The organism is Streptomyces sp. NPDC005533, assembly GCF_042871845.1.
Lineage (GTDB): Bacteria > Actinomycetota > Actinomycetes > Streptomycetales > Streptomycetaceae > Streptomyces.
In genome coordinates, this window is the sequence record NZ_JBIAJH010000059.1 from 1 (window position 1) to 23619 (window position 23619).

23 protein-coding genes and 1 pseudogene are annotated in these 23619 nt (G+C 73.2%); 12 read left to right on the forward strand and 12 right to left on the reverse strand.

The features are described from left to right. Nucleotides 1–106: 106 nt before the first annotated feature. The 4 genes from ACFYP3_RS33740 to ACFYP3_RS33755 all read right to left on the reverse strand — a co-directional run bounded on the left by ACFYP3_RS33740 (nt 107) and on the right by ACFYP3_RS33755 (nt 3912). A complete protein-coding gene (locus tag ACFYP3_RS33740) occupies nt 107–1117 on the reverse strand; it encodes an LLM class F420-dependent oxidoreductase (RefSeq protein ID WP_388841152.1) in 1011 nt (336 codons plus the stop codon). Between the two features lie 119 nt (nt 1118–1236). Further along, complete coding sequence (locus tag ACFYP3_RS33745) at nt 1237–2043, reverse strand: hypothetical protein (protein WP_388841156.1); 807 nt, start codon at nt 2041–2043, stop codon at nt 1237–1239. Nucleotides 2044–2194: 151 nt separating this feature from the next. Next, the gene (locus tag ACFYP3_RS33750; protein ID WP_388841159.1) at nt 2195–3178 is read right to left on the reverse strand and encodes an N-acetylmuramoyl-L-alanine amidase; all 984 of its coding nucleotides are present in this window, start codon (nt 3176–3178) and stop codon (nt 2195–2197) included. 89 nt (nt 3179–3267) lie between these two features. After that, nucleotides 3268–3912 carry a class I SAM-dependent methyltransferase gene (locus ACFYP3_RS33755; RefSeq protein ID WP_388841162.1) on the reverse strand — a complete coding sequence of 215 codons (645 nt, stop codon included), beginning with the start codon at nt 3910–3912 and terminating at the stop codon, nt 3268–3270. Between the two features lie 178 nt (nt 3913–4090). Here ACFYP3_RS33755 and ACFYP3_RS33760 point away from each other — a divergent pair, with 178 nt between their 5' ends. Together ACFYP3_RS33760 and ACFYP3_RS33765 are read left to right on the forward strand one after the other, a co-directional pair. Next, the gene (locus ACFYP3_RS33760) at nt 4091–4939 is read left to right on the forward strand and encodes a helix-turn-helix domain-containing protein (RefSeq protein WP_388841165.1); all 849 of its coding nucleotides are present in this window, start codon (nt 4091–4093) and stop codon (nt 4937–4939) included. Further along, the gene (locus ACFYP3_RS33765) at nt 4899–5165 is read left to right on the forward strand and encodes a DUF397 domain-containing protein (protein WP_388841168.1); all 267 of its coding nucleotides are present in this window, start codon (nt 4899–4901) and stop codon (nt 5163–5165) included. The genes ACFYP3_RS33760 and ACFYP3_RS33765 overlap by 41 nt, the downstream gene beginning before the upstream one ends. Before the next feature lie 43 nt (nt 5166–5208). On the opposite strand, the gene ACFYP3_RS33770 is transcribed toward ACFYP3_RS33765, so the two are convergent. Beyond that, nucleotides 5209–5343, reverse strand: a complete 135-nt coding sequence (locus tag ACFYP3_RS33770; protein WP_388841170.1) for a hypothetical protein — start codon at nt 5341–5343, stop codon at nt 5209–5211. On the opposite strand from ACFYP3_RS33770, the pseudogene ACFYP3_RS33775 reads away from it, so the two are divergent. Together ACFYP3_RS33775 and ACFYP3_RS33780 are read left to right on the forward strand one after the other, a co-directional pair. Then, nucleotides 5290–5835 (forward strand): annotated as a pseudogene (locus tag ACFYP3_RS33775) (serine/threonine-protein kinase); the annotation flags it as partial. The gene ACFYP3_RS33770 and the pseudogene ACFYP3_RS33775 sit on opposite strands and share 54 nt — an antisense overlap. Nucleotides 5836–6004: 169 nt before the next feature. After that, nucleotides 6005–6862: a hypothetical protein gene (locus tag ACFYP3_RS33780; protein ID WP_388841173.1), complete on the forward strand. Its 858-nt coding sequence runs from the start codon at nt 6005–6007 to the stop codon at nt 6860–6862. A 19-nt stretch (nt 6863–6881) separates the two neighbouring features. Here the strand turns inward: ACFYP3_RS33780 and ACFYP3_RS33785 are convergent, their stop codons facing one another. Continuing rightward, nucleotides 6882–9161, reverse strand: coding sequence for a DPP IV N-terminal domain-containing protein (locus ACFYP3_RS33785; protein WP_388841176.1), 2280 nt, complete (start codon nt 9159–9161; stop codon nt 6882–6884). A gap of 48 nt (nt 9162–9209) precedes the next feature. Then, nucleotides 9210–9881 (reverse strand): DUF4097 family beta strand repeat-containing protein, encoded by a 672-nt coding sequence (locus ACFYP3_RS33790; RefSeq protein WP_388841179.1) that lies wholly within the window; start codon nt 9879–9881, stop codon nt 9210–9212. Nucleotides 9882–10154: 273 nt separating this feature from the next. Between ACFYP3_RS33790 and ACFYP3_RS33795 the strand changes: the two genes are divergently transcribed. Then, the gene (locus tag ACFYP3_RS33795; protein WP_388841182.1) at nt 10155–12287 is read left to right on the forward strand and encodes an acyl-CoA dehydrogenase; all 2133 of its coding nucleotides are present in this window, start codon (nt 10155–10157) and stop codon (nt 12285–12287) included. Nucleotides 12288–12307: 20 nt separating this feature from the next. Next, nucleotides 12308–13504, forward strand: coding sequence for a lipid-transfer protein (locus ACFYP3_RS33800; protein WP_388841185.1), 1197 nt, complete (start codon nt 12308–12310; stop codon nt 13502–13504). A 287-nt stretch (nt 13505–13791) separates the two neighbouring features. Here ACFYP3_RS33800 and ACFYP3_RS33805 read toward each other — a convergent pair whose 3' ends face one another. The 4 genes from ACFYP3_RS33805 to ACFYP3_RS33820 form a co-directional block, all read right to left on the reverse strand. Further along, nucleotides 13792–14277, reverse strand: a complete 486-nt coding sequence (locus ACFYP3_RS33805; protein ID WP_388841188.1) for a hypothetical protein — start codon at nt 14275–14277, stop codon at nt 13792–13794. 66 nt (nt 14278–14343) lie between these two features. Further along, nucleotides 14344–14646 carry a hypothetical protein gene (locus ACFYP3_RS33810; protein ID WP_388841191.1) on the reverse strand — a complete coding sequence of 101 codons (303 nt, stop codon included), beginning with the start codon at nt 14644–14646 and terminating at the stop codon, nt 14344–14346. Further along, entirely contained in the window at nt 14633–15178 is a 546-nt protein-coding gene (locus tag ACFYP3_RS33815; RefSeq protein ID WP_388841194.1) for an RNA polymerase sigma factor, read from the reverse strand. Before ACFYP3_RS33815 ends, ACFYP3_RS33810 begins: the two co-directional genes overlap by 14 nt. A 158-nt stretch (nt 15179–15336) precedes the next feature. Continuing rightward, complete coding sequence (locus tag ACFYP3_RS33820; RefSeq protein WP_388841231.1) at nt 15337–15690, reverse strand: DNA-binding response regulator; 354 nt, start codon at nt 15688–15690, stop codon at nt 15337–15339. 219 nt (nt 15691–15909) lie between these two features. Between ACFYP3_RS33820 and ACFYP3_RS33825 the strand changes: the two genes are divergently transcribed. From ACFYP3_RS33825 to ACFYP3_RS33835, 3 genes are read left to right on the forward strand one after another with little or no spacing between them, the layout of a single operon-like run. Then, the gene (locus tag ACFYP3_RS33825) at nt 15910–16764 is read left to right on the forward strand and encodes a MaoC/PaaZ C-terminal domain-containing protein (RefSeq protein ID WP_388841197.1); all 855 of its coding nucleotides are present in this window, start codon (nt 15910–15912) and stop codon (nt 16762–16764) included. A gap of 26 nt (nt 16765–16790) precedes the next feature. Continuing rightward, complete coding sequence (locus ACFYP3_RS33830) at nt 16791–17867, forward strand: Zn-dependent alcohol dehydrogenase (RefSeq protein WP_388841200.1); 1077 nt, start codon at nt 16791–16793, stop codon at nt 17865–17867. Nucleotides 17868–17900: 33 nt separating this feature from the next. Continuing rightward, on the forward strand, nt 17901–18842 hold the full coding sequence (locus ACFYP3_RS33835; protein WP_388841203.1) for a 3-oxoacyl-ACP reductase: 942 nt from the start codon (nt 17901–17903) through the stop codon (nt 18840–18842). Nucleotides 18843–18894: 52 nt separating this feature from the next. On the opposite strand, the gene ACFYP3_RS33840 is transcribed toward ACFYP3_RS33835, so the two are convergent. Further along, nucleotides 18895–19965 carry a hypothetical protein gene (locus ACFYP3_RS33840; protein WP_388841207.1) on the reverse strand — a complete coding sequence of 357 codons (1071 nt, stop codon included), beginning with the start codon at nt 19963–19965 and terminating at the stop codon, nt 18895–18897. Nucleotides 19966–20296: 331 nt separating this feature from the next. On the opposite strand from ACFYP3_RS33840, the gene ACFYP3_RS33845 reads away from it, so the two are divergent. The 3 genes from ACFYP3_RS33845 to ACFYP3_RS33855 are packed head-to-tail and all read left to right on the forward strand — an operon-like array spanning nt 20297 to nt 23267. Then, the gene (locus tag ACFYP3_RS33845; RefSeq protein WP_388841210.1) at nt 20297–21154 is read left to right on the forward strand and encodes a Nif3-like dinuclear metal center hexameric protein; all 858 of its coding nucleotides are present in this window, start codon (nt 20297–20299) and stop codon (nt 21152–21154) included. Further along, nucleotides 21151–21894, forward strand: a complete 744-nt coding sequence (locus ACFYP3_RS33850; protein ID WP_388841233.1) for a zinc ribbon domain-containing protein — start codon at nt 21151–21153, stop codon at nt 21892–21894. The genes ACFYP3_RS33845 and ACFYP3_RS33850 overlap by 4 nt, the downstream gene beginning before the upstream one ends. After that, the gene (locus tag ACFYP3_RS33855) at nt 21894–23267 is read left to right on the forward strand and encodes a bifunctional RNase H/acid phosphatase (RefSeq protein ID WP_388841213.1); all 1374 of its coding nucleotides are present in this window, start codon (nt 21894–21896) and stop codon (nt 23265–23267) included. Before ACFYP3_RS33850 ends, ACFYP3_RS33855 begins: the two co-directional genes overlap by 1 nt. The last annotated feature ends 352 nt before the right edge of the window (nt 23268–23619 follow it).

Below are 23619 nucleotides of genomic sequence, written 5' to 3' on the forward strand. Positions count from 1 at the left end.
AGATGTCGCAATCCACACCGAACCCGGAGGCCCTCACCCATTTCAAGAACCCAGCACGCGTGTCACCAACGTCCCGGGACAACACACCTAGGCCGAGAGCGACGCCCTAGCCGTTGAGTTCCGCCAGGACGCGCAGGGTGTGCGGGTCCGGGGCCGTCACGAGGAGGTCGGTGACCGGGCCCTTGCGCCACAGGTCCAGGCGCTCGGCGATCCGCTCGCGGGGGCCGACCAGGGAGATCTCGTCGGCGAACGCGTCCGGGACGGCCAGGACCGCCTCCTCCCTGCGGCCGGCGAGGAACAGCTCCTGGATGCGGCGGGCCTCCTCCTCGTAGCCCATGCGGGCCATCAGGTCGGCGTGGAAGTTGCGGGCCGCGTGGCCCATGCCGCCGATGTAGAAGCCGAGCATCGCCTTGACCGGAAGCAGCCCCTCGGCGACGTCGTCGCAGACCTTCGCGCGGGCCATCGGCGCGATCATGAAGCCCTCGGGGAGGTCCGTCAGCACGGCCTGATAGACGTCGGTGCGGGTCGGCGACCAGTACAGGGGCAGCCAGCCGTCCGCGATCCGCGTGGTCTGGGCGATGTTCTTCGGTCCCTCCGCGCCCAGCAGGAGCGGCAGGTCGGCGCGGAGCGGATGGGTGATGGGCTTCAGGGGCTTGCCGACGCCGGTGCCGTCCCCGCCGCGGTACGGGTGGCTGTGGAAGCGGCCGTCCAGTGCGACCGGGCCCTCGCGGCGCAGCACCTGGCGGATCACGTCGACGTACTCGCGGGTGGCCGTGAGCGGGCTCGCGGGGAAGGGGCGGCCGTACCAGCCCTCGACCACCTGCGGGCCGGACAGGCCGAGGCCCAGCATCATCCGGCCGCCGGAGAGGTGGTCCAGGGTCAGGGCGTGCATGGCGGTGGCGGTCGGGGTGCGGGCGGCCATCTGCGCGATGGCCGTGCCGAGGCGGATCCGCGAGGTGTGCGCGGCGATCCAGGTCAGCGGGGTGAAGGCGTCCGAGCCCCACGCCTCGGCGGTCCACACCGAGTCGTAGCCGAGGCGCTCGGCCTCGGTGGCGAGGTCGAGGTGGGCGGGCTGGGGGCCGCGGCCCCAGTAGCCGAGTGCGAGTCCGAGGCGCATGAACGTCCCTCCGCGGTGCCGACAGCCATACCTGACGATGCGTCAGGCGCCTGGTGACTGTAAGGCAACGGCCCCCCGCCCGGAAGGGCGGGGGGCCGTCGTGTGCGCGCGAGCGGGGCTCAGCCGCGCTGGATGCCCGAGGTGTCGTTCAGGATGCCGCGGCGGCCGTCCTGGGTCTGCGCGACCAGGGTGGCCGGGCCGCGCTGCTCGACGGCCAGGTACCAGGTGCCCGGGGCGAGTTCGGCGATCGGGGTGGGGGTGCCGTCCTCGGCGAAGAGGGGGCGCGCCACCGGGACCGCGAACCAGAACGGCGTGAAGTCGGCCGCCGGGGCGGGCGCCGGAGCCGGCTGGTGGGCGTCCTGCGGCGCCGGCGGCGGGGTGCCGCCGTACGGCGGGACCGGCTGCGGGGTGGAGCCGTAGGGCTGCTGACCGCCCGGGTAGCCGTACCCGGCGCCCGGCTGGGGCTGGCCCCCGTACGGCGGCACCGCGGCCGGCTTCGGCTCCGGCACCAGCTGGCCCGCGAGGGCCGGGATCTTCGCACCGGCCACGGCCACGCCGGCCAGCGCCATGGTGGCGAGGAAGGCGATGACGGAGCCGGCGCCCAGGTCGAGCTGGCTCGGGCAGGTGATCAGCGCCCACAGCGCGGACCAGGCGGCCGAGACGGCGAGCGCGGTGCCCCACGCCGTCAGCGGCAGGCCCAGCACCTTGCGGGACTCCGGCTGGAAACGGGCCGCGATCAGCAGGCCGGCGGCGATGAAGCCGAGCAGGAAGACGCTGGGAAGCGCCAGACGGTAGGCGTCGGTGTCCCACGCGCTCGGGAGGTCACCACCCGTCGCGGAGTAGAAATCGAGGAACGAGGCGATGAACAGCAGCGCCGCTGCTCCGATCACCACGCCGTCGCCTCGAGTGAGGGAGCGGATGTTCACGTCTTAGGTGTCCTTCTCGGTCTCGGTCGTCACGTGGTGCCGCGGTCGCAGGTCGTGCCTGCAGCAGGTCGGGCGGCACCATGGTACGGACGTTCCCCGCGGCCGAGAGGATCGGGGCGGCGAGCAGCCCCGGCGGGGCTGCCGAGGGGGCCTACCCGCCGAGGAAGCCGACGATGCCGTCCGCGATGCCCTGCGCCGCCTTCTGTCGCCACTCCGGACTCGTCAGCTGCGCCGCGTCCTTGGCATCACGCATGTTGCCGCATTCGATGAACACCTTGGGCCGAGTTGACAGGTTCAGTCCGCCGAGGTCGTCCCGGACGACCAAACCGGTACCGCCGCCCAGGTAGTTGGCGGGCGCCGAGCCGGTGGTGCGGGCGAAGTTCCCCGCGATGCGTTCGCCCAGCTCGCGCGAAGGTTCGACGATCTTCGCGGTGTCCGCGGCGCCGGCCTTGACCTTGGCCGGGAGGATGACGTGGAAGCCGCGGTTTCCGGCCGAGACCCCGTCGGCGTGGACGGAGACGACGGCGTCGGCGTTCGCCACGTTGCCGATGCGGGCCCGCTCGGTGATGCAGGGGCCCCAGGCGCGGTCGCCGGTCTCGTGGGTGAGGACCACCTTCGCGCCCTGGGCCTCCAGGGCCGCACGCAGCCGCTTCGAGACGTCCATCGTGAACTCGGCCTCCATGTAGCCGGAGTTCGTGGTGGTGCCGGTGGTGTCGCACTCCTTGCGGTTGGTGCCGATGTCGACCTGCTGGTCGATCTCGTCGGTGTGCTTGAAGTTGCCCGTGTTGTGGCCGGGGTCGACGACCACCGTCTTCCCCGCGAGCGGGCCCTTGGCGGGTACGGGGGCCGCCGCGGGCGTACTCGCGCCCGCGGTCGGGCTGCCGCTCGGGGGCGACCCCGGCTTCGCGTCCCGCTGCCCCGGAGACAGGGACGCGTGCGAGGCGGGCAGCTGCCGGGACTGCTGCCCGTCGGACCCGGATCCGGCGAGCACCTGGGTCAGCACCCAGCCCGCCAGAGCGGCCGGGGCGAGCGCGGCGACCCCGACGACGAGCGTGGAGCGGCGGGTGAACCAGGGCCGGTCCGGACTGACCGAGGAACCGGACTCGGGGGGCGGGGCACTGTCGTCTTTGCGCACGCGGCGATGCTAGACCGCTGCGCTGTCGCCCGGCCGGACCCTGGGCCATCCGGGGGCGTGGTGCGATTGTCTGCCCGCCGTTCGTCGGCTCAGATGCCCGGTCCCGTGCGGCGCAGCACGCGCAGCGAGTCGGTGACGGAGACCTCCTCGAAGGCGCCGGAGGCCAGGGCGCGCAGGTAGATCCGGTACGGGGCCTGCCCGCCGTCGGCCGGGTCCGGGAACACGTCGTGGATGACCAGCGTGCCGCCCTCCGCGACGTGCGGGGCCCAGCCCTCGTAGTCGCCGGCGGCGTGCTCGTCGGTGTGGCCGCCGTCGATGAAGACGAAGCCGAGCTTGCCGCCCCAGGCCGCCGCGACCTGCGGGGACCGGCCCACGATCGCGATCACGTGGTCTTCGAGACCGGCCTGGTGCAGGGTCCGGCGGAAGGTCGGCAGTGTGTCCATCAGGCCGACCTCCGGGTCCACGACGCTCGGGTCGTGGTACTCCCAGCCCGGCTGCTGCTCCTCGCTGCCCCGGTGGTGGTCGACGGTGATCGCCGCCACCCCGGCCTCGCGGGCGGCGTCGGCCAGCAGGATCGTGGACCGCCCGCAGTACGTCCCGACCTCCAGCAGCGGCAGCCCCAGCCCGGCCGCGGCGGCGGCCGCCTCGTACAGCGCGAGCCCCTCCCGTACGGGCATGAACCCCTTGGCGGCCTCGAAGGCGGCGAGGGTCTCCGGCTTGGGGTGGGCGGCCATGGGTTCCTCCTGAGCTGCGACTGGTCGGCCCATGCTGCCCTACCGCCGGGTAGGGGTCCATGCCGGGGCCGGGGCGGCGCAGCGGGGCCCGGGCCGATTGCGTGATTCGGGTCACCTGTCCGCAGCCGGACGATTACGCTCGGCTACGGAACCACAACTGGCTTGGGGGTGACCGTCCATGGTCGGCGTGCGCGATCTCGATCCGAGTGCCTCACCGCTGGACTACTACGGCTACGAACTGCGTCGGCTGAGAGAGGCCGCCGGGCTGAAGCAGGCGCAACTGGGCGACGTCATCTACTGCACGGGCTCGCTGATCGGCCAGGTCGAGACCACCAAGCGGGTGCCGACGCGGGACTTCTCGGAGCGGGTGGACGCGGCGCTGGGCACGGACGGGCACTTCTCCCGCCTGGTGGGACTGGTCCTGCGGAGCGTGCTGCCGACGTGGTTCCAGGCGTACGCGGAGATGGAGGCTCGGGCGGCGTACATCTCGTCGTTCCAGGCGCAGCTGGTGGATGGTCTGTTGCAGACCGAGGCGTACGCGAGGGCTGTACTGGGGGCGTGGAGCGAGGAGAACCTCGACACGAAAGTGGCAGCACGAATGGAGCGGCAGCGGATCCTGGACCGCGAGAACCCGCCACTGAGTTGGGCGGTACTGAGCGAGGCGGTGCTGCACCAGGAGGTTGGTGGTCGGGAGGTTATGCGGGAGCAACTCGTCCACTTGCTGGCCATGCAGAGGCGGCAGTGGGTGAAGGTGCAGATCCTGCCGTTCGGGTCGGGAGCCCATGCGGGGCAGATGGGGTCGTTTACCCTCCTGCGGCTCGAAGACGAGCATGACCTCGTCTACACCGAAGACTTCGTTCAGGGCCATATGACGGCCAATCCGCAGGCTCTCAAGGAAGGTTCGCTCCGATACGATCATTTGCAGGCCGCCGCGCTGCCCCTGGGGGAGTCGGCGGCCCTGATCGCCCGCGTATTGGAGGAGCGCTATGGAGACCATCCAGAACCTGACGGGCGCGCGGTGGCGTAAGTCCTCGTACAGCGGTGACACCGGCGGTCAGTGCGTCGAGTGCGCTCCCCTCGGCGCCGCCGCCTGGCGCAAGGCCTCGTACAGCGGCGACACCGGCGGCGACTGCGTCGAGGTCGCCGCTCAGACGTGTCTCGTCGCCGTGCGGGATTCCAAGAACCCCGACGGGCCCTTCTTCACCGTCCACCCTGCGGCCTTCTCGGCGTTCGTCAAGGCCGTCTCTGTATGATCCGCTCCCTACTTGGGGGCAGGGAGCAGAGGTTATGGAGCACCTAGGGCCGGGCGGCCCGACGCACGTGGGGCCGTTCGAGGTCGTCGGTGTGCTCGGGCAGGGTGGGATGGGCCGGGTACTGCTGGGCGCCGGGCCGGACGGGCGGCTCGTCGCCGTCAAGCAGGTGCTCGCGCACTTCGCGGACGACGAGGGCTTCCGGGCCCGGTTCCGGCGTGAGGTCACCGCTTCGCGCAAGGTGTCCGGGGCCTACACGGCCGCGGTGATCGACGCCGATCCGGACGCGCCGACGCCCTGGCTGGCCTCGGTGTTCGTGGCCGGGCCCTCGCTGGGGGCCGTGGTCAAGGCGGTCGGGGTGCTGCCGGAGGACGTCGTACGCCGCCTCGCGGCCGGTCTGACCTCGGCCCTGGCGGAGATCCACCGGGCCGGGCTCGTCCACCGGGACCTCAAGCCCGACAACGTGCTCCTCGCGGAGGACGGCGTCCGCGTCATCGACCTCGGCATCGCACGGATCACCGAGGGCGAGGCCGAGGCCGAGGGCGACACCGGGCTGACGCGTACGGGATGGGTCGTCGGTTCGCCCGCGTACATGTCGCCCGAGCAGGCCGAGGGCAAGCCGCTCACGCCCGCCAGTGACGTGTTCTCGCTCGGTTCCGTGCTGGCCCTGGCGGTGACCGGCCGCAGTCCCTTCGCCGGCACCTCCACCCTCCAGACGTTGTACGACGTCGTGCACGGCGAGCCGGGTCCCGGCGGGCCTGCGCGGCCTCGTCGCGCGCTGCCTGGCCAAGGACCCGGCGGCCAGGCCGTCCCCGGCGGAGCTGCGCGAGCTGATCGGGCCGGTGACCCCGGCGGGGCGGCAGTGGCCCTCCGCCGTGTACGAGATGCTCACCGCGCAGCGGGCCCGGATCGACGGGCTGCTCGGCGGCGGCCCGGCCCCCGAACCGGTGCCTTCGCCGCCCGCGCCGGAACACACGCCCACACCCACGCCCGTGCCCACACCCACGCCCGCGCCCGTGCCTGTCCCCGTACCGGAGGACGATCGGGACGTGGCGCTGACGCAGGACGCGCCGCCGCCCGTCCCGAAGGGCCGGCCGGTCCCGCCCCGCCCGACGGAACCGCCCACCGGGCCGAGCCCGGTGTCCCGGAGCCCGTGGCGCGGCCGGCGTCGGATCACGGCCCTGGTGGCGGCCGCCGTGCTGCTGGTGGCGGGTACCGGTGTGGTGGCCTACGTACGGGACCGGATGAACTCTCCCGTCGCCTACAAGGCCCTTCCCACCTGCCAGGACGTGCACGGGCAGCTGCCCCTGCAGCGTCCGGTGCCGTCCCTGGACACGCGCTCCGAGGAGGCCTGGGGCGTGCGGACGGGCTGCTCGTGGAACGGGCTCGGCCAGGTCACCGCGCCCCGTGCCCTCGTCCGTTGGGAACTCAGTCTCGGCGGCGACGCGGCGCACAACGCGGACGCCCAGCGGGCCCGCTTCCGGGTGGACACGGCCGACAAGACCGAGGCTCCGAACCTGACCTTCGGGACGGAGGCCTATTGGGGGAGCCCCAGCCTCGACTGGACGTGCACCCTCGTCGTGCGCGAGGGCAACCTCTCCGTCTGGGTGGGCCTGTACGCGAGCCCGTACAGGACGTCGGAGTGCCAGGACAAGGCGAAGGCGGTCGCCCGCGCCGCGCTGAAGGCCACCCCGCGCTGACGCGCGGGGCGGCTGCGGCTCAGGAGAACAGTTCGCCGAGCAGCTCGGGGCCGAGGGCGATGGGGGCGGGGCGGTAGGCGGGCGGCTGGATGCCCATCAGCTCGCGCACCAGGAAGTCCCAGGAGCGCTTGCGGACGTAGGCCAGGTGGTCGAGCAGCGTGTGCTCGGCGCCGGGCACGATGAGCAGCTCGAAGTCCTTGTCGGCGGCGACGAGCCGGTCGGCGAGCCGCAGGGTCTGGTCCGGGTGGACCTGGTCGTCCATCTCGCCGTGGACGAGCAGCAGCCTGCCCGCCAGCCGGTCCGCGAGGTCCACGTTGGAGGTGCGGGCCCAGGCCCCGGGGTCGTCCGCCCCGTCGTAGGTCTCCACGAAGCCCAGGTTGAAGGTGGGGGCGTCGTGCGAGCCGGACAGGGCGACCCCGGCCTTGTACACGTTGGGGAAGTCCAGCATCGCGCGGGCCGCGGCGAACCCGCCGCCGGAGTGGCCGAACACCCCCACCCGGTCCAGGTCCATCCACGGCCGGGTCGCGGCCAGCTGCCGCAGCGCCGCGGTGTGGTCGGCGAGGCAGCCGGCGTCGCCGAGACGGCCGTAGGAGGCGTCGTGGAAGGCCTTGCCGCGTCCCGGAGTGCCCCTCCCGTCCAGTGCCACCACCACGAAGCCCAGCGCGGCGAGGGGTTCCGCGTCGAGGCCCATGCCGCCGGGGTCGAAGCCCGGGGCGACCCGGTTGACCTGCGGGCCGGGGTAGACGTTGTCCACCACCGGGTACTGCCGGGCGGGGTCGAAGCCGCGCGGCCGGTACAGCACCCCGTAGATGTCCGTCTCGCCGTCGGCCGCCTTGACGCGGAAGCGTTCCGGCGCCGTCCAGCCGGTGGCGGTGAGCTTGGTGATGTCGGCGCGCTCCAGCTCGACCAGCACCCGGCCGTCCCAGTCGCGGACGGAGGTCACCGGCGGGGTGTCGACGGTGGACGCGGAGTCGATGAAGTACCGCCGGCCGTCGGCGGGCAGGGTGACGACGTGGTCCAGCCCGTCGTCCGTGACCTTGGCGAAGCCGGATCCGTCGAGGGCGGCCCGGCACACCGTGCGCCGGTACGGGTCCTCGTCGACCAGCCCGGAGGCGGTGAAGTACACCACCCGCTCGGCCTCGTCGACGCGCAGGATCTGCCGCACCGCCCACGGCCCGGAGGTGACCCGGCCGAGCAGGGCGCCGGTGCGCAGGTCGTACCGGTACAGGTGGCCCCAGCCGTCGCGCTGTGAGTACCAGAGCACCTCGTCGGCCAGGACGCGCACGATCGGCGGTTCGAAACCGTACTGGTTGGGCTCGACCCGGGTGTCCCCGCTCTCGCTGAGGACGGTGGTGACCTCGCCGGTGGCCGGGTCCAGCCGGTGCAGGGTGAGCGTGCGCAGGTCGCGGGGCCGGTCGAGGTAGTAGACGGCCGAGCCGTCCGGAGCCCACCACGCCCACTTGGCCGTGACCGGCGACAGCTGCGGCATGAGCAGCGGCTCGGCCTGGGCGGGGACCACCGTGCCCGCGGCGACGTCCAGTACGACCAGCTCGGCCAGCGGCATGTGCTCGTCACCGGCGTAGGCGTACCGCTGGGTGTGGACGACGGGCGCGCCGCCGTCGGCGGGACGGGCCTCCACGAGGTGGGTCCGGCGGACGGCGCGCTCGTCCGTACGGTGCGTCAGGACCCTCGTCGAGTCGGGGGACCAGGCCACCGCGGGCGGCAGGTGCGGCAGGCCGATCTTGCGCAGCAGGGTGGCGTTGGCTGTGCAGTCCGGGCCGGTGCCGTACGGGTGGTCGGCCTCGCCGTCGGTGGTGAGCGCCCACTCGCGGCCGTCGGTCAGGGAGCGAGCCCACAGGTCGTGCCCGCGCCCGGACACCGCGAACTTCCCGTCGGGGGACGGCACTTCCAGCGGGCTGCCGGGCGGCGTGAACACGGCCCGCTCGCAAACGTAGCCGTCCAGGTCGCAGCGCCAGTACTCGCCGAGCGCGAAGAACTCCACGGCGTTCCCGACCGGTTCTATCCCCATGAAGGGCAGGGCCTCGGGGTCGACCTGCTGCCCGGAGGCGACGGCCAGCGCGTCGGCGAGCCGGGCGTGGTCGAAGGCGGGCTCGCGGGTGCCCGCCTCCGGGTCGACCAGGACGAACCGCTTGCCGACGCCGTTGTCCACCGCGTAGTGGAAGCGGGCGCCTCCGTCGATCCACTGCGGCCTGACCTTGTCGCCGACGACGAGCTCGCCGGGGCGGGCGGGGCGGCGGAGGAGCTGTTCGGCGGCCTGGTAGTCCTGCGTGGTGCTCACTGTCTTGTGCCCTTCGTCGACGACGATGTTGATCTTGAACGTTACGGGTCAGATGCTGCGGGCGGTGATGTCGCCGTAGGCGGTGGTGGCGTGGATGGTGAGGCCGGCGTGGGCGCCTTCGGTGTTGTGGAGCGCGTTGTGGATGCGGCCGTGGCCGGTGCCGGCGTCGAGGGTGGCGGAGGTTCCGCGGGCGGCGCCGATGGTGAGGTCGCCGGCCTGGGTGCGCAGTTCGACGGCGCCGTGGACGGCCTCGGCGATGTGGATGTCGCCCTTCTGGGTGGTGATCCGGGCGGGGCCGCCGAGGCGGCCGACGGTGATGTCGCCGGCCATGAGGGTGAGGTGGGCGGTGGCGGTCTCGTCGAGCTTGACCGTGCCCTGGGCGCCTTCGAAGGTGATGTCGCCGAGGCGTCCGACGCCGCGGAGGTCGGCGGCGGCCGCCTTCGCCTCGACGCGGGAGCCGGCCGGCAGCTGGACGGTGACCTCGACGGATCCGCTGGCGCCGAGGAGCTGGTTCTTGGCGTCCGGGGTCGTGATGCGCAGGACTCCGTCGGCGTACTCGACGGTGGTCCGTTCCGCGGCCTTCACGTCACGGCTCTTGGTGGCGTTGGCGGGCAGGACCTCGACGGTGGTGTCGGAGCGGTCGGCGGCGATGAACCGGATGAGGCCGGCGGGGATGTCCAGGTGGGCGGAGACGGGGGTGGCGGTGGCGAACTTCTGCATGGTTCTGCTCTTTCTCCAGTGGCGGGCACTCGGTCGGCCCGCCGTTTCTGATGAACGAAAAGCTACGTTGCATTCACAGATCAGGCAACAGACTCGTTGCGCACGGATCTCATCACTGCAGTTCAGAGCAGGTATTTCATTGCAATGGCTTTGATTTCAACGCAACAGGCGCGCTTCATCGCGTTGCAATGAATTGGAGTGAACGCCACGCCGGGAGGTGCAGTCTGGTATCTGACCTTCCGTCAGATTGGAACGTGTTCTAGTCTGCCGCGCATGGGCATCGGAATCACGCAAGAGCAGCGCGAGCTGGCCGAGGCGGTCCGCGGATGGGTCGCGCGGGCCGTGCCTCCCGAAGAGGTGCGCAAGCTGCTCGACACCCCGCCGCAGACCGGCGCGCGCCCCGCCTACTGGGACGCGATGACCGCGCAGGGCCTGCTGGAACCGCACCTGGACGGCGGGACCCTGCTCGACCTGGCCGTCGTCGTCGAGGAGGCGGCCCGGGCCGCGCTGCCCGGGGCGTACCTGCCGAGCGCGCTGGCCTCCGTCCTGCTGGCGCGGGCCGGCGCCGAGCCCCTCGCCGGACGGGTCGGGGCGGTCGCGCTGGGGCCCGGGACCCTGACCGCCGTGGCCGTCGAGGGCGGCGGGTACCTGCTGGACGGCCTCGCACCGCCCGTGCTCGGCGCCGGCGAGGCCGACCTCGTGCTGCTCGCGGCCGAAGCCGCGCACGGCACCCGCTGGTTCGCCGTCGACGCCGCCGCGCTGGACATCCGTACGCACGAGAGCGCCGACCCGACCCGCCCCACCGCCGAGGTCCGGGCGCGCGGGGTGGCCACCGCCCCCGACCGGCTGTTGGAGGTGGACGCGGCCCTGGTCCGCGACCTGGCCTGCACTCTCTTCGCCGCCGACGCCTGCGGCACCGCCGCCTGGACCCTGCACACCGCCGCCGAACACGCCAAGGTGCGCGAGCAGTTCGGCCGGCCCATCGGACGGTTCCAGGGCGTCAAGCACCTGTGCGCCGACATGCTGGTGCGGCTGGAACAGGCCCGGGCGCTGGCCTGGGACGCCGCGCAGGCCATGGACGAACCCGCCGACGTGCGCTCGCTCGTCGCCGCACTCGCCGCCGGGAGCGCCCTGGACGCCGCGTACTCCTGCGCCAAGGACTGCATCCAGATCCTCGGCGGGATCGGCTTCACCTGGGAGCACGACGCCCACATCCACCTCCGGCGGGCGCTCGTCGCCCGCCAGCTGCTGGGGGCCGGCGACGGACACCGCCTGCGGGCCGTACGGCTCGCCGCGGGCGGGGCGCGGCGCGAACTGCGCCTGCACCTCCCGGCGCAGGCCGAGGAGTACCGGGCGAAGGCCCGGACCGCCATCGAGGACGCGCGCGGGCTCGACCCGGCCGCCGCCCGGCGGATCCTCGCCCCCACCGGCTACGCGGCCCCCTACCTTCCGCCGCCCTACGGGCTCGGCGCCGGCCCCGTCGAGCAGCTCGTCGTCCAGCAGGAACTGGCCGCGGCCGGGGTGAAGGTCGCCGACCTCGGGATCGCCACCTGGGTCGTGCCCTCCCTGCTGGCCTACGGCACGCAGGCGCAGCGGGACGTCCACGTCCTGCCGACCCTGCGCGGGGACGTCACCTGGTGCCAGCTCTTCTCGGAGCCGGGAGCGGGCTCCGACCTGGCCTCCCTGCGGACGAAGGCCGAGCGGGCCGCGGACGGCACCTGGAAGGTCAACGGACAGAAGGTGTGGACGAGTTCCGCGCACAGCGCCGACTTCGGGATCCTGCTGGCCCGCACCGACCCGGCCGCACCCAAGCACAAGGGGCTCGGCTACTTCGTCGTCAACATGAAGAACACCCCCGGCATCGACATCCGGCCGCTGAAGGAGATCACCGGCGAGGCCCTCTTCAACGAGGTCTACTTCGACGACGTGGAACTCCCGGCGGACGCCCTGGTCGGCGCTCCCGACGACGGCTGGAAGGTCGCCCGCAACACCCTCGGCAACGAACGGGTCCACATGGCCGACCAGATGACCTTCGACACCGGCCTGGAAGCGCTCCTCGCACACGCCGCCGACCTCGACGGGACGTACCGGGCCCGGATCGGCGCCCTCGCCGCCGAGGCACACGCCCTGGCCTGCATCGGGCTGCGCACCACCCTCCAGCAGGTCTCCGGGCTGGAGCCGGGCGCCGGCGCGTCCGTACGCAAACTCGTCCAGACCCCGCACCAGCAGCGGACCGCCGAGCTCGCGCTCGAACTGCTGGGCCCGGCCGGCGCCGTACGGGAGGGCGCGGGGGAGCGGGCGGTGCACGGCATGCTCATGTCCCGCTGCCTGACCATCGCCGGGGGCACCACGCAGGTCCAGCTCAACGTCGTCGCCGAGCGGATCCTCGGCCTCCCCAGGGACTAAGGGACTAGGAGTCATCGGGCATGAAGTCGCGGAAGTCGTACATCGTGGGCGTCGGCATGACGAAGTTCGAGAAGCCGGAGTCGCGGGACTGGCAGTACTGGGACATGGCGAAGGAGGCCGGGACCGCCGCGCTCGCCGACGCGGGCGTGGACTACGGGCTGGTCGAACAGGTCCCGGTGGGCTACTGCTTCCAGGCCTCCACCGCCGGCCAGCGGGCCGCGTACGAGCTGGGACTGAGCGGCGTCCCCGTCTACAACGTCAACAACAACTGCGCCACGGGCTCGACGGCGCTGATGATGGCGCGGCAGTTCGTGGAGGGCGGCCTGAACGACTGCGTGCTGGCGCTCGGCTTCGAGAAGATGAAGCGCGGAGCGCTGGGCGGCGGGGCCGACGGCGGTGACTTCGCGACCTCGCCGGTGGCCCGCCACTACGGGATCATGGCGGCCGGCCACGGCTTCGAGATGTCCCCGCCGACCGCGCAGATCTTCGGGAACGCGGCACGGGAACACATGGAGCGGTACGGGACCACGGCCGCGCAGCTCGCGGCGGTCGGCGCGAAGAACCACCGGCACTCGGCGAACAACCCGAACGCGCAGTTCCAGGACGTGTACGCGGTGGAGGAGATCCTGGCGGCGAAGGAGATCCACGCGCCGCTGACGAAGCTCCAGTGCTCGCCGACCTCGGACGGGGCCGCGGCAGCGCTGGTGGTGTCGGAACGGTTCGTGGTGGCGCACGGGCTGCACGACAAGGCGGTCGAGATCGTCGCCCAGGCGATGACCACGGACACGGAGGAGTCCTTCGCGTCGGGCTCGTGCATCGACGTGGTCGGCAAGCCGATGACCGCGGCGGCGGCGCGGCGGGTGTACGAGGACTCGGGGCTCGGCATCGAGGACGTGGACGTGGTGGAACTGCACGACTGCTTCTCGATCAACGAGCTGCTGACGTACGAGGCGCTGGGCATGTGCGGGGACGGCGGCGCCGGGAAGCTGGTGGAGTCGGGTGCGACCACCTACGGGGGGCGGTGGGTGGTGAACCCCTCCGGGGGACTGATCTCCAAGGGGCATCCGCTCGGCGCGACGGGGCTGGCGCAGGCGGCGGAGCTGGTGTGGCAGCTGCGCGCCGAAGCGGGCCCGCGGCAGGTTCCCGGTGCGCGGGTCGGCCTCGCGCACAACATCGGCCTGGGCGGCGCGGCGGTGGTGACGTTGCTCCGGAGGTGACGGGCGGCGCCGCGCCGCGCCCGCCGCCGGGCTCCGCCTCGGGCCTCGCGCCTCGATCGCCGGCGGGGCTCGAAGATCGGGGCTCCGCCCCGGACCCCGCGCCTCAAACGTCGGCGGGGCTGAAGAAAGCGCCGGCGGGGCTCGAAGATCGGGGCTCCGCCCCGGACCCCGCGCCTCAAACGCCGGCGGGGCTGAAGAAAGCGCCGGCGGGGCTCGAAGATCGGGGCTCCGCCCCGGACCCCGCGCCTCAAACGCCGGCGGGGCTGAAGAGGCGGGGCTGAAAGGGGTCACAGGCGGAAGACGCCCCGCCAGGTCCACCCCGCCGCGAGGACCGCTGCCCGGAGGGGGGCCTTGACCGCCGCCGAGCTGAAGCCGGACTCCCGGACCATGCGGCGGCGGCCGTCCGGGCCCCTTTCGAACGTCCACTGCGTGGAGAACGAGTTGACCGGGCCGCGGACGTGCTTCAGGTCGCCGCCGTCGAACGACCGCTCGCCCGGCTCCAGACGTTCCCACCGCTCGTCGAGGGTGCGCACCTCGCGGGCCCGGGCGTCCAGGCGCAGCAGGGTGTGGCCCCGTACGGGATGCGGGCCGCCCCGCGGGAGCCGCCACACCGCCACCAGTTGGGCGCCCTCCTTCGCGGTGCCCTCGCGCAGGAAGAACGGCGCGTCCGGGCCGTCGAGCGCCAGCAGCGCGGCCCGGACCTCCGCGGCGGAGCGGGGCACCGTGCCGCGGGCGGGGCGCCGGGTGCCGGTCAACTTGTCGAAGAGGCCCATCGGGCCAGCCTACGAAGTCCCGGCGCCCGGCGGCACGGCGCACCTCCCCGCCCGCCGGGCAGCCCCCTACCGGGCCGGCTTCAGTTCGCACCGGCCGTCCGTGCACTCCCGGCGGAGCCGGCCCCGGGAGACGGTCTCGGCCAGGCCGATCGCCCAGCACATCGGGCAGCCGCGCAGGGCGACCAGGCCGACCGGGGCGAGGAGCAGGGCGGCCGGGCCGAGGACCGGGAGGAGCGCGAAGGCTCCGATCAGCGCGCCGAAGCCCACCCCGCCGCGCGCCAGGTGCCGCGGCACGGACGCGCTCGCGAAACCGGAGCCGGAGCCGGAGCCGGAGCCGGACAGGGACGAAGGGGCGTCAGTGGAGGGCACGGGTGTCTCCCAGGGAGTGCTGAACGGCCGCGCGGGCCCGGTGGAGCCGCGACTTCATCGCGGCCGTGCTGAGACCGAGGGACTCCGCGGCCATCCGCCCGCTGTAGCCCTGGACGTCCCGCATGATCAGTACGCGCCGCTGGTCCGCCGGCAGCGCGGCGATGGCCTCCGCCACCCGCCCCGCCTCCAGCCGCTGCAGCACCTCGTCCTCGGCCGACATCACGGCGCTCTCCGGCAGCGGCGCCCGCTCCCGAGGCACCAGCCGGGCCCGGCGCAGGCACTCGTTGCGGACGATGCGGAACATCCACGAGGCCAGGGCGCCGGAGGCGCGCAGCATGCCGATCCTCCGGTAGAGGATGATCAGCGCTTCCTGGGCCGCGTCCTCGGCGTCCTCGCGCGACGCGCACAGCGAGTGCGCGAAGCGCCGTACGTTCGGGTGCGATCCGGTGACCAGGGCGGTGAGCGAGTCGAGGTCACCGCCCTGCGCGGCGACGATCAGGGCCTCGCCGGGCCAGTCCGTGCGGTCAGCCACGGGTCCGGCCCCGTCCACGACGCAGGACGAGGACGCACGTGCAGAGCAGGACGACCGCGCCGGCGCCCACGAGAACAGTGATCACGACAACCTCCAGGTGATGTGCCGACCTTGGCATCGGCACGTACACACAAGAGGCGCGACCCCCGGAAAAGGATTCACCCCAGGGCCGGGTCGACCACCGTCTCGCCCATCGAGGCGCGGCGGATCGAGTCCGCCAGGTCCTCGATCGGGCCGTCGCGCAGGATCAGGCCCGCCGCCCCGGCGTCGAGCGCGGAGGCGGCCAGGCCGGGGTGGGCCGAACCGGTCAGGACGAGGATCCGGCACTCCGGATCCTCCGCCAGCAGGGCCGTCACGGCGGTGACCTCCTCGACCAGCGCCACCGCCGGGCGGGCCGTCAGGTCCCGCACGACCTCGATGTCCGGCACGAGGCCGAGCTGGAGCGCGAGGGCCGGGTTCTGCGGATCGAGCAGGACCCGCAGGGCGCGGGCCTGGCGGTGTTCCACGGGCATTTCGTCCACCGGGAAAGCATATCTGACGCGAAGTCAGGAGTCTTTCCGGCTGGTCTTCCCAACTGCGGGGGCGTGCGTTATACATTCCCTCACCGGCCGGTCCTAGAACGCGTTCTAGAACCGGCCCCCGTATACGACCTCGGTGCGGCCGACGGTGCGGACGGTCGCACCGAGGTCTTCCAGGGCAGCGACATTCCAACGACAGGGAGCCGCATCCTCATGCCGATCGATGCCGCCAGGGCCCTCGCCGCCGACCCCCGCCAGGGGAACATCGGCTGGGACCACAAGGACATCCAGCTCTACCACCTCGGCCTCGGCGCGGGCCTGCCGGCCACCGACCCGGACGAACTGCGCTACACCCTCGAATCCAAGCTCCACGTCCTCCCCAGCTTCGCGACCGTCGCCGGCGCCGGCATGGCCATGATGGGCGGCCTCGCCGCCCCCGGGATCGACGTCAACCTCGCCCACGTCCTGCACGGCGGCCAGTCCATCGAGCTGCACCGGCCCATCCCCGTCAAGGGTGACGCCACCTCCTCCGCCAAGGTCGCCGCCCTGTACGACAAGGGCAAGGCGGCCGTGATCGTGCTGCGCACCGAGGTCGCGGACGCCGACGGGCCGCTGTGGACCAGCGACGCGCAGATCTTCGTACGGGGAGAGGGCGGATTCGGCGGTGAGCGCGGACCCTCCGTCAAGGAGGAACTGCCGGGCCGGGCCCCCGACCGGGTCGAGGAGCGGCACATCCGCGAGGACCAGGCGCTCCTCTACCGCCTCTCCGGCGACTGGAACCCCCTGCACGCCGACCCCGAGTTCGCCAAACTGGCCGGCTTCGACCAGCCCATCCTGCACGGGCTGTGCTCGTACGGGATGACCCTCAAGGCCGTCGTCGACACGGCACTCGGCGGGGACGTCTCCCGGGTCCGCGCCTACCGCACGCGCTTCGCCGGGATCGTCTTCCCGGGCGAGACGCTCCGCATCCGGATGTGGCAGGAGCCCGGCCGCGTCCTGGTGTCGGTGACCGCCGTCGAACGGGACGACGCGCCGGTCCTCGCCGACACCGTCGTCGAACACTCGTAGCCGTACGCCCCTTAAGGAGCCGCACCGTGCGCGCAGCACTGCAGAGCGAGATCGGCCAGGACAAGCTCGAAGTCGTCGACGACATGGAAGCCGTGGGCTTCGGCCCCGGCAAGGTCAGGATCCGCGTCAAGGCCACCGGCCTGTGCCACTCCGACCTCTCCGCGATGAGCGGCGTCCTGCCCCAGCCCGCCCCCTTCATCCCCGGTCACGAGGGCTCCGGCGTGATCACGGACGTCGGCGACGGGGTCACCAGCCACAAGATCGGCGACCGCGTCCTCGTCTGCTGGCTGCCGCCGTGCGGGCACTGTCCCTCCTGCAAGCGCGGCCAGGGACACCTGTGCCTGGAGGCCTTCGGGAACGTCGCCACCCCCAACTTCAAGCGGGCGGCCAGCGACATCTTCGGCTTCGCCGGCACCGGCACCTTCTCCGAGGAGATGGTCGTACCGGCCGCCTGCGCCATCGCGATCCCCGACGACCTGCCCTTCGACATCGCGGCGCTGATCGGCTGCGGCGTCACCACCGGACTCGGCGCGGCCATCAACACCGCCAAGGTGGAGGCCGGCTCCTCGGTCGCCGTCGTCGGCTGCGGCGGCGTCGGCATATCCGTCATCCAGGGCGCCAAGGTCCAGGGCGCCGCCCAGATCATCGCCGTCGACCCGGTCCGCTCGCGGCGCGAGGCGGCGCTGCGCTTCGGCGCCACCGAGGCGGTCTCCCCCGAGGAGTTCGCCGACGCCAAGAACCGGATCACCGCCGGCGAGGGCTTCGACTACGTCTTCGAGGTCGTCGGCAAGTCCGCGACCGCGCAGAAGGCGTACGAGATGACGCGCCGCGGCGGCTCCGTGGTCATCGTCGGCGCGGGCGCCCTCGACGACGACTTCCAGATCAACATGTTCTCGCTGTTCTTCGACGAGAAGAAGATCCTGCCGTCGATGTACGGCGGCGGCGACGTGCTCCGCTCCTACGAGCGCACCATCGCGCTCTGGCGGGCCGGCCGCATCGACCTGGAGAACCTGATCACCCACCGGGTGAGCCTCGCCGAGATCAACGAGGCCCTCGACCAGATGCGCACCGGCGTCGCCCTGCGCACCTGCATCGAACTCTGACCCGTTCTGCCGAATCCGAGGGGAACCGTACGGATGTCACTGCCACTTGAGGGACTCTCCGCCATCGTCACGGGCGCGGGCCGCGGGCTCGGCCGGGCCGAGGCGATCGAACTGGCGCGGCTCGGCGCGAGCGTGGTCGTCAACGACTTCGGCCAGCCCGGCCGCGACGGCTCGGGGGAGGCCTCGGCCGCCCCGGCGGAGGAGGTGGCCGCGGAGATCCGCGCGGCGGGCGGCCGGGCAGTGGCGCACCTGGGCGACGTGGCCGACTTCGAGCAGGCGCGCGAGCTCGTCGAGCTGGCCGTGAGCAGCTTCGGAAAGCTCGACGTCCTGGTCAACAACGCGGGCATCCTGCGCGACCGGATGGTCTTCTCGATGTCGGAGGAGGAGTGGGACTCGGTGATCCGGGTCCACCTCAAGGGCCACTTCAACACCACGCATTTCGCCTCCGTGCACTGGCGCGAGCGGTCCAAGGCGGCGGGCGGCCCGGTCTACGGCCGGATCGTCAACACCTCCTCCGAGGCCTTCCTCGGCGGCTCGGCCGGCCAGCCCAACTACGCGGCGGCCAAGGGCGGCATCGTGGGCCTGACCACCTCGACCGCCCTGGCCCTCGCCAAGTACGGGGTGACGGCCAACGCCATCTGCCCGCGCGCCCGCACCCGGATGACCGAGGACGTCTTCGCGGGCTTCGCGGTCCCGGAGGAGGGCGAGCTGGACGCCCTCGCCCCGGAGCACGTCGCCCCGCTCGTCGGCTACCTGGCCTCGCCCGCGTCGGCCAGGGCCAACGGCCAGCTGTTCGTCGTACACGGCGGCATCGTCGTCGTCATGGAACGACCGAAGGTGGCCGCCAAGTTCGACACGGGCAAGGAGGCCTTCTCCTACGAGGAGCTCGACGAGGTCCTGACCCCGCACTACGCCTCCCGCCCGGCGAACGAGACCTTCGCCGCGACGGAGGTCCTGGGCCTCAAGCACGCCTGACCGGGAACGCCGCGGGCCACCGCCGCGAGATGCCCGCGCCGCCCCGCCCGCCCTACCGCCCCGACAGCGGAGCCTGCTGGAGGGGCACCGGGCGGGGCGGAGCCGGCGGCGGATCCAGCCGGACCGGCGGGGGAGGGGACGCGGGCAGGGTCAGGCCGAGGATCCCGCACGGCACGTCCGGCGTCGCGTACGGCAGGTGAAGGCGGCCCTGCGGGCTCCACAGCCCGGCACCGCCGAGCCAGCCGGCCGGGGCGGCCAGCCGGAACACGTGCCGGTCGGCGGGACGCCACAGGGCGATGTCCCCCTCGGGCAGCCGCAACGCCACCCCGCAGGTCTCCGGCATCAGGGCCTGGCCCGGCTGCACGGCGAAGGGGAGCGCCTCCCCGAGCCGCAGGCACTCCGGGAAGCGCACCGGACGCGAGCTGCCCAGCACCCCCCAGCCCAGGCGCGGTTCGCCCGGGGCGTCGGAGCGGATCAGCAGCAGCCCGCTGTCCGGGTCCGCCAGCAGCAGCCGGTCGTCACTGTCCTCGGCGATCTGCAGCAGCGGGGAGACCTCGCCGCGCCCCAGGTCCACGGTGACGGCCTTGGTCGTGCCCTCCAGCTCACGGTCCAGGGCCAGCAAGCGGCCCACCCGGTCCAGCCACACCCCGCCGGAGCACCGCCCCGGGATCCGGGCGACCGGCTGCGGCCCGAAGGAGCACCCGGCCACCTGCCACACCGTGGTCACCCCGTCCGCCGCGGCCAGCGCGAAGGCGGCGGAACCGTCCGGGGACGGCGGGAGCAGCCGCACCCGTACGCCCTCTTCCGCGTCCACCGCGCCCAGCTGGAGCTCCCCGGTGCGCGGCCCGGCCGCCGCGCCCGTCGGGTACAGCAGCGCGAAGGCGTGCCGCTCCGCGACCCGCCGGTGGATCAGCACCCGCCCGTCGGTCAGCGGCAGCACCTCGCTGTCGGCCTCCTCGGGCTGCGCGAGCGGCAGCGGAACCGCGTACGGCTCGGGCCCGGCCAGGGTCCAGCGCTCCACGAAGCGCGCCTCGCCCTGCCCGGCGAGCCGGGCGGCGTACGACCCGTCCGCCGAGATCGTGAACGGGGCCATGGTCGTCATCTCGATGGCACAGACAGACATCCGTGCGTCACCTCCGGAGGGGAAGCTAGTTTTCGGGCTTCCCGCCGAACAACACGACCCAGGCGGCTTCACACATACGGGTGTCCGGGTGGCGATTCGTTTGTGGTGGACGAGGCGATTGTGCTGTGCGATATAGGCGCGTTTCGGGTGGGCGCAGTCGGTATGCCTCACCGGCTCGACCGTCTGCGCCGTCCGCAGCGGCCTCCGGTGGAAGGAGGACCACCTCCTCAACGAGGCCGGGCCAAGGCGCAGAAGCGCGGTGACGACCTGCGCGGCTTCCCGGTCAAGCGGTCCGGGCAGGTCGTGGTGACGGGGACGGTAGCCTTGGCCCGTGCCCCGTCTCTCTGAAGTCATCGCCGCGCTGGACGCTCTCTGGCCCCCCTCGCGGGCCGAGCAGTGGGATGCCGTCGGCACCGTCTGCGGCGACCCCGATGCCGAGGTCTCCCGGGTGCTGTTCGCCGTGGACCCCGTACAGGAGATCGTCGACGAGGCGGTCAAGCTCGGCGCCGACCTCGTCGTCACCCACCACCCCCTCTACCTGCGCGGCACCACCACCGTCGAAGCCGGCACCTTCAAGGGCCGCGTCGTGCACACGCTGATCAAGAACGACATCGCGCTGCACGTCGCCCACACCAACGCCGACACCGCCGACCCGGGCGTCTCCGACGCCCTCGCCGGCGCGCTCGACCTGCGGATCACCGGCCCGCTGGTGCCCGACCCGACCGACCCCGAGGGCCGCCGCGGCCTCGGCCGGCTCTGCGAACTCGACCACCCCGAAACTCTGCGCGAGTTCGCGGCCCGCGCCGCCGCCTGGCTGCCGCAGACCGCGCAGGGCATCCGCTTCGCGGGCGACCCGGACGCCCTCATCCGTACCGTCGCCGTCAGCGGAGGCTCCGGCGACAGCCTCTTCGAGCAGGTCAGGGCCGCGGGCGTGGACGCCTTCCTGACCGCCGACCTGCGCCACCACCCGGTGTCCGAGGCCCGCGGGCAGAGCCCGCTCGCCCTCGTCGACGCCGCCCACTGGGCCACCGAGTGGCCCTGGTGCGAGCAGGCCGCCGCGCAGCTCGACGCGATCTCCGAGCGCAACGGCTGGGGCCTGCGCACCCACGTCTCGCGCACGGTCACCGACCCCTGGACGGCGCACGCGCCGTCCGTCGCACACCCTTCTATCCCTGGAGCCCCCAACTGAACGCCGAGCCCGCCGACCAGATCCGACTTCTCGACGTCCAGGCGCTGGACGTCCGGCTGTCTCAGCTCGCCCACAAGCGCAAGTCGCTGCCCGAGCACGCCGAGCTCGACTCGCTCACCAAGGACCTGACGCAGCAGCGCGACCTGCTCGTCGCCGCCCAGACCCAGGCTAGCGACACCGCGCGCGAGCAGACCAAGGCCGAGCAGGACGTCGACCAGGTGCGCCAGCGCGCCGTCCGCGACCAGCAGCGACTGGACTCCGGCGTCGGCATCTCGGCCCGGGACCTGGCGAACCTGCAGAGCGAGGTCGTCTCCCTCGCCAAGCGCCAGGGCGACCTGGAAGACGTGGTCCTGGAGGTCATGGAGCGCCTGGAGTCCGCGACGGAGCGCGTCACCGAGCTCACCGAGCGCGTCTCCGCCCTGGAGGCCAAGGTGGCGGACGCCACCCAGCGCCGGGACGCGGCCACCGCCGAGATCGACGCCGAGGTCGCGAAGGTCACCAAGGACCGCGAGGTCATCGTCACGTCCATGCCGACCGACCTGATGGCCCTGTACGAGAAGATCCGCGTCAAGCAGGGCGGGGTCGGCGCCGCGCGCCTGTACCAGCGCCGCTGCGAGGGCTGCCGGCTGGAGCTCGACATGGCCGAGGTGAACGAGATCAAGGCCGCGGCCCGCGACCAGGTCGTACGCCACGAGAACTGCGGCCGCATCCTGGTCCGTACGGCGGACTCGGGCATCTGATGCCGAAGCCCGTCGGGTTCGTCGTGGAGGCGGACGGAGGGTCCCGGGGCAACCCGGGGCCCGCTGGCTACGGCGCCGTCGTCCTCGACCCGGCGACGGGCGAGACGCTGGCCGAGCGCGCGGAGTACATCGGCGTCGCGACGAACAACGTGGCCGAGTACAAGGGCCTGATCGCCGGGCTCAGGGCGGCGCGCGAGCTCGCGCCGGACGCGCAGGTCCTGGTGCGAATGGACTCCAAGCTCGTCGTCGAGCAGATGTCGGGCCGCTGGAAGATCAAACACCCGGACATGAAGCCCCTGGCGGCAGAGGCGGCGAAGATCCTTCCGCGCGCCCAGATCACGTACGAGTGGATCCCGCGCGAGCAGAACAAGCACGCGGACCGGCTCGCCAACGAGGCGATGGACGCGGGCAAGCGCGGCAGGCAGTGGGAGCCGTCCGACTCCACGGCCGCGCTGGACGCCTCGGCGGCGCGGAGCCTGGCGGCCCCTCCGGCGGGCCCCCCGGGGGATGCGGCGAAGGGCGCGGCGGCGGTTCGCGCGGCCCTGGCGTCCGCCTCTGGCTCCGGCGCGCGTGCGGGTGGTGCCGAGGCGGGTGGCGCCGGCGCGGGCGCCGGCGCGCTGTTCGGGGAAGCCGCGGTGCTCGCGCCCGGCCGGGGCCCCGCGGCCGACACGGGTCCGGGCCGCGCCCCCGCCCCCGCCCAGGTGACGGGCACGGCCCCGACGCCCGGGACCGGTTGGGGTCCCGACATGGGCGCCCCGGCCACCTTCGTACTGCTGCGGCACGGGGAGACCGCGCTCACCCCGCAGAAGCGCTTCTCCGGCAGCGGGGGATCCGACCCCGAGCTGTCCCCGGCCGGCCGCCGCCAGGCCGCCGCCGTGGCCGAGGCACTGGCCGCCCGCGGCACCGTCCAGACGGTCGTCACCTCGCCGCTGCGCCGCTGCCGCGAGACCGCGCAGGCGGTCGCCGACCGCCTCGGCCTGACCGTGACGGTCGAGGACGGTCTGCGCGAGGTGGACTTCGGTGCCTGGGAGGGCCTGACCTTCGCCGAGGTGCAGGAACGCTTCCCGGACGACCTCCAGGCCTGGCTGGACTCCCCGCGCGCGGCCCCCTCGGGCGGCGGCGAGAGCTTCACGGCCGCCACCCGCCGGATCTCGGCCACGCGCGACCGACTGCTCGCCGCGCACCCGGGCCGTACGGTCCTGCTCGTCACCCACGTGACCCCGGTCAAGATCCTGGTCCGCCTCGCGCTGGGCGCCCCGCCCGAAGCGCTGTTCCGCATGGAACTCTCGGCGGCCTCCCTCTCGGCCGTCGCCTACTACGCCGACGGCAACGCCTCGGTCCGCCTCCTGAACGACACGTCGCACTTGCGGTAGCCCCGGCGGGTTGGCTGCGCCGCTTGGGCGGGGTCGGCGGGGTGGGGGTCGGTTGTGGTGGGGGCGGGCGCGCGCCGGGGCGTCTCCTCGGGCGCCGAACGTGACGAGAGGTCGGACACCTCGGCGGCAGTGCGTTCGGCACCCTGCGGGGATCACCCCGACACCCACCCACCCCCACCCCAACCGACCCGCCTGCTACCCGGTGCCGACGCACCATCCAGCCGGACCCCCATATTCAGCTTCGCCGCGCCAATTCAGCCCCTCCGGCGTTTGAGGAGCGGGGTCCGGGGCGGAGCCCCGATCTTTGAGCCGTACGGCTCTGGGCTGCGCCGCACAAATCCAGCCCCGCCGG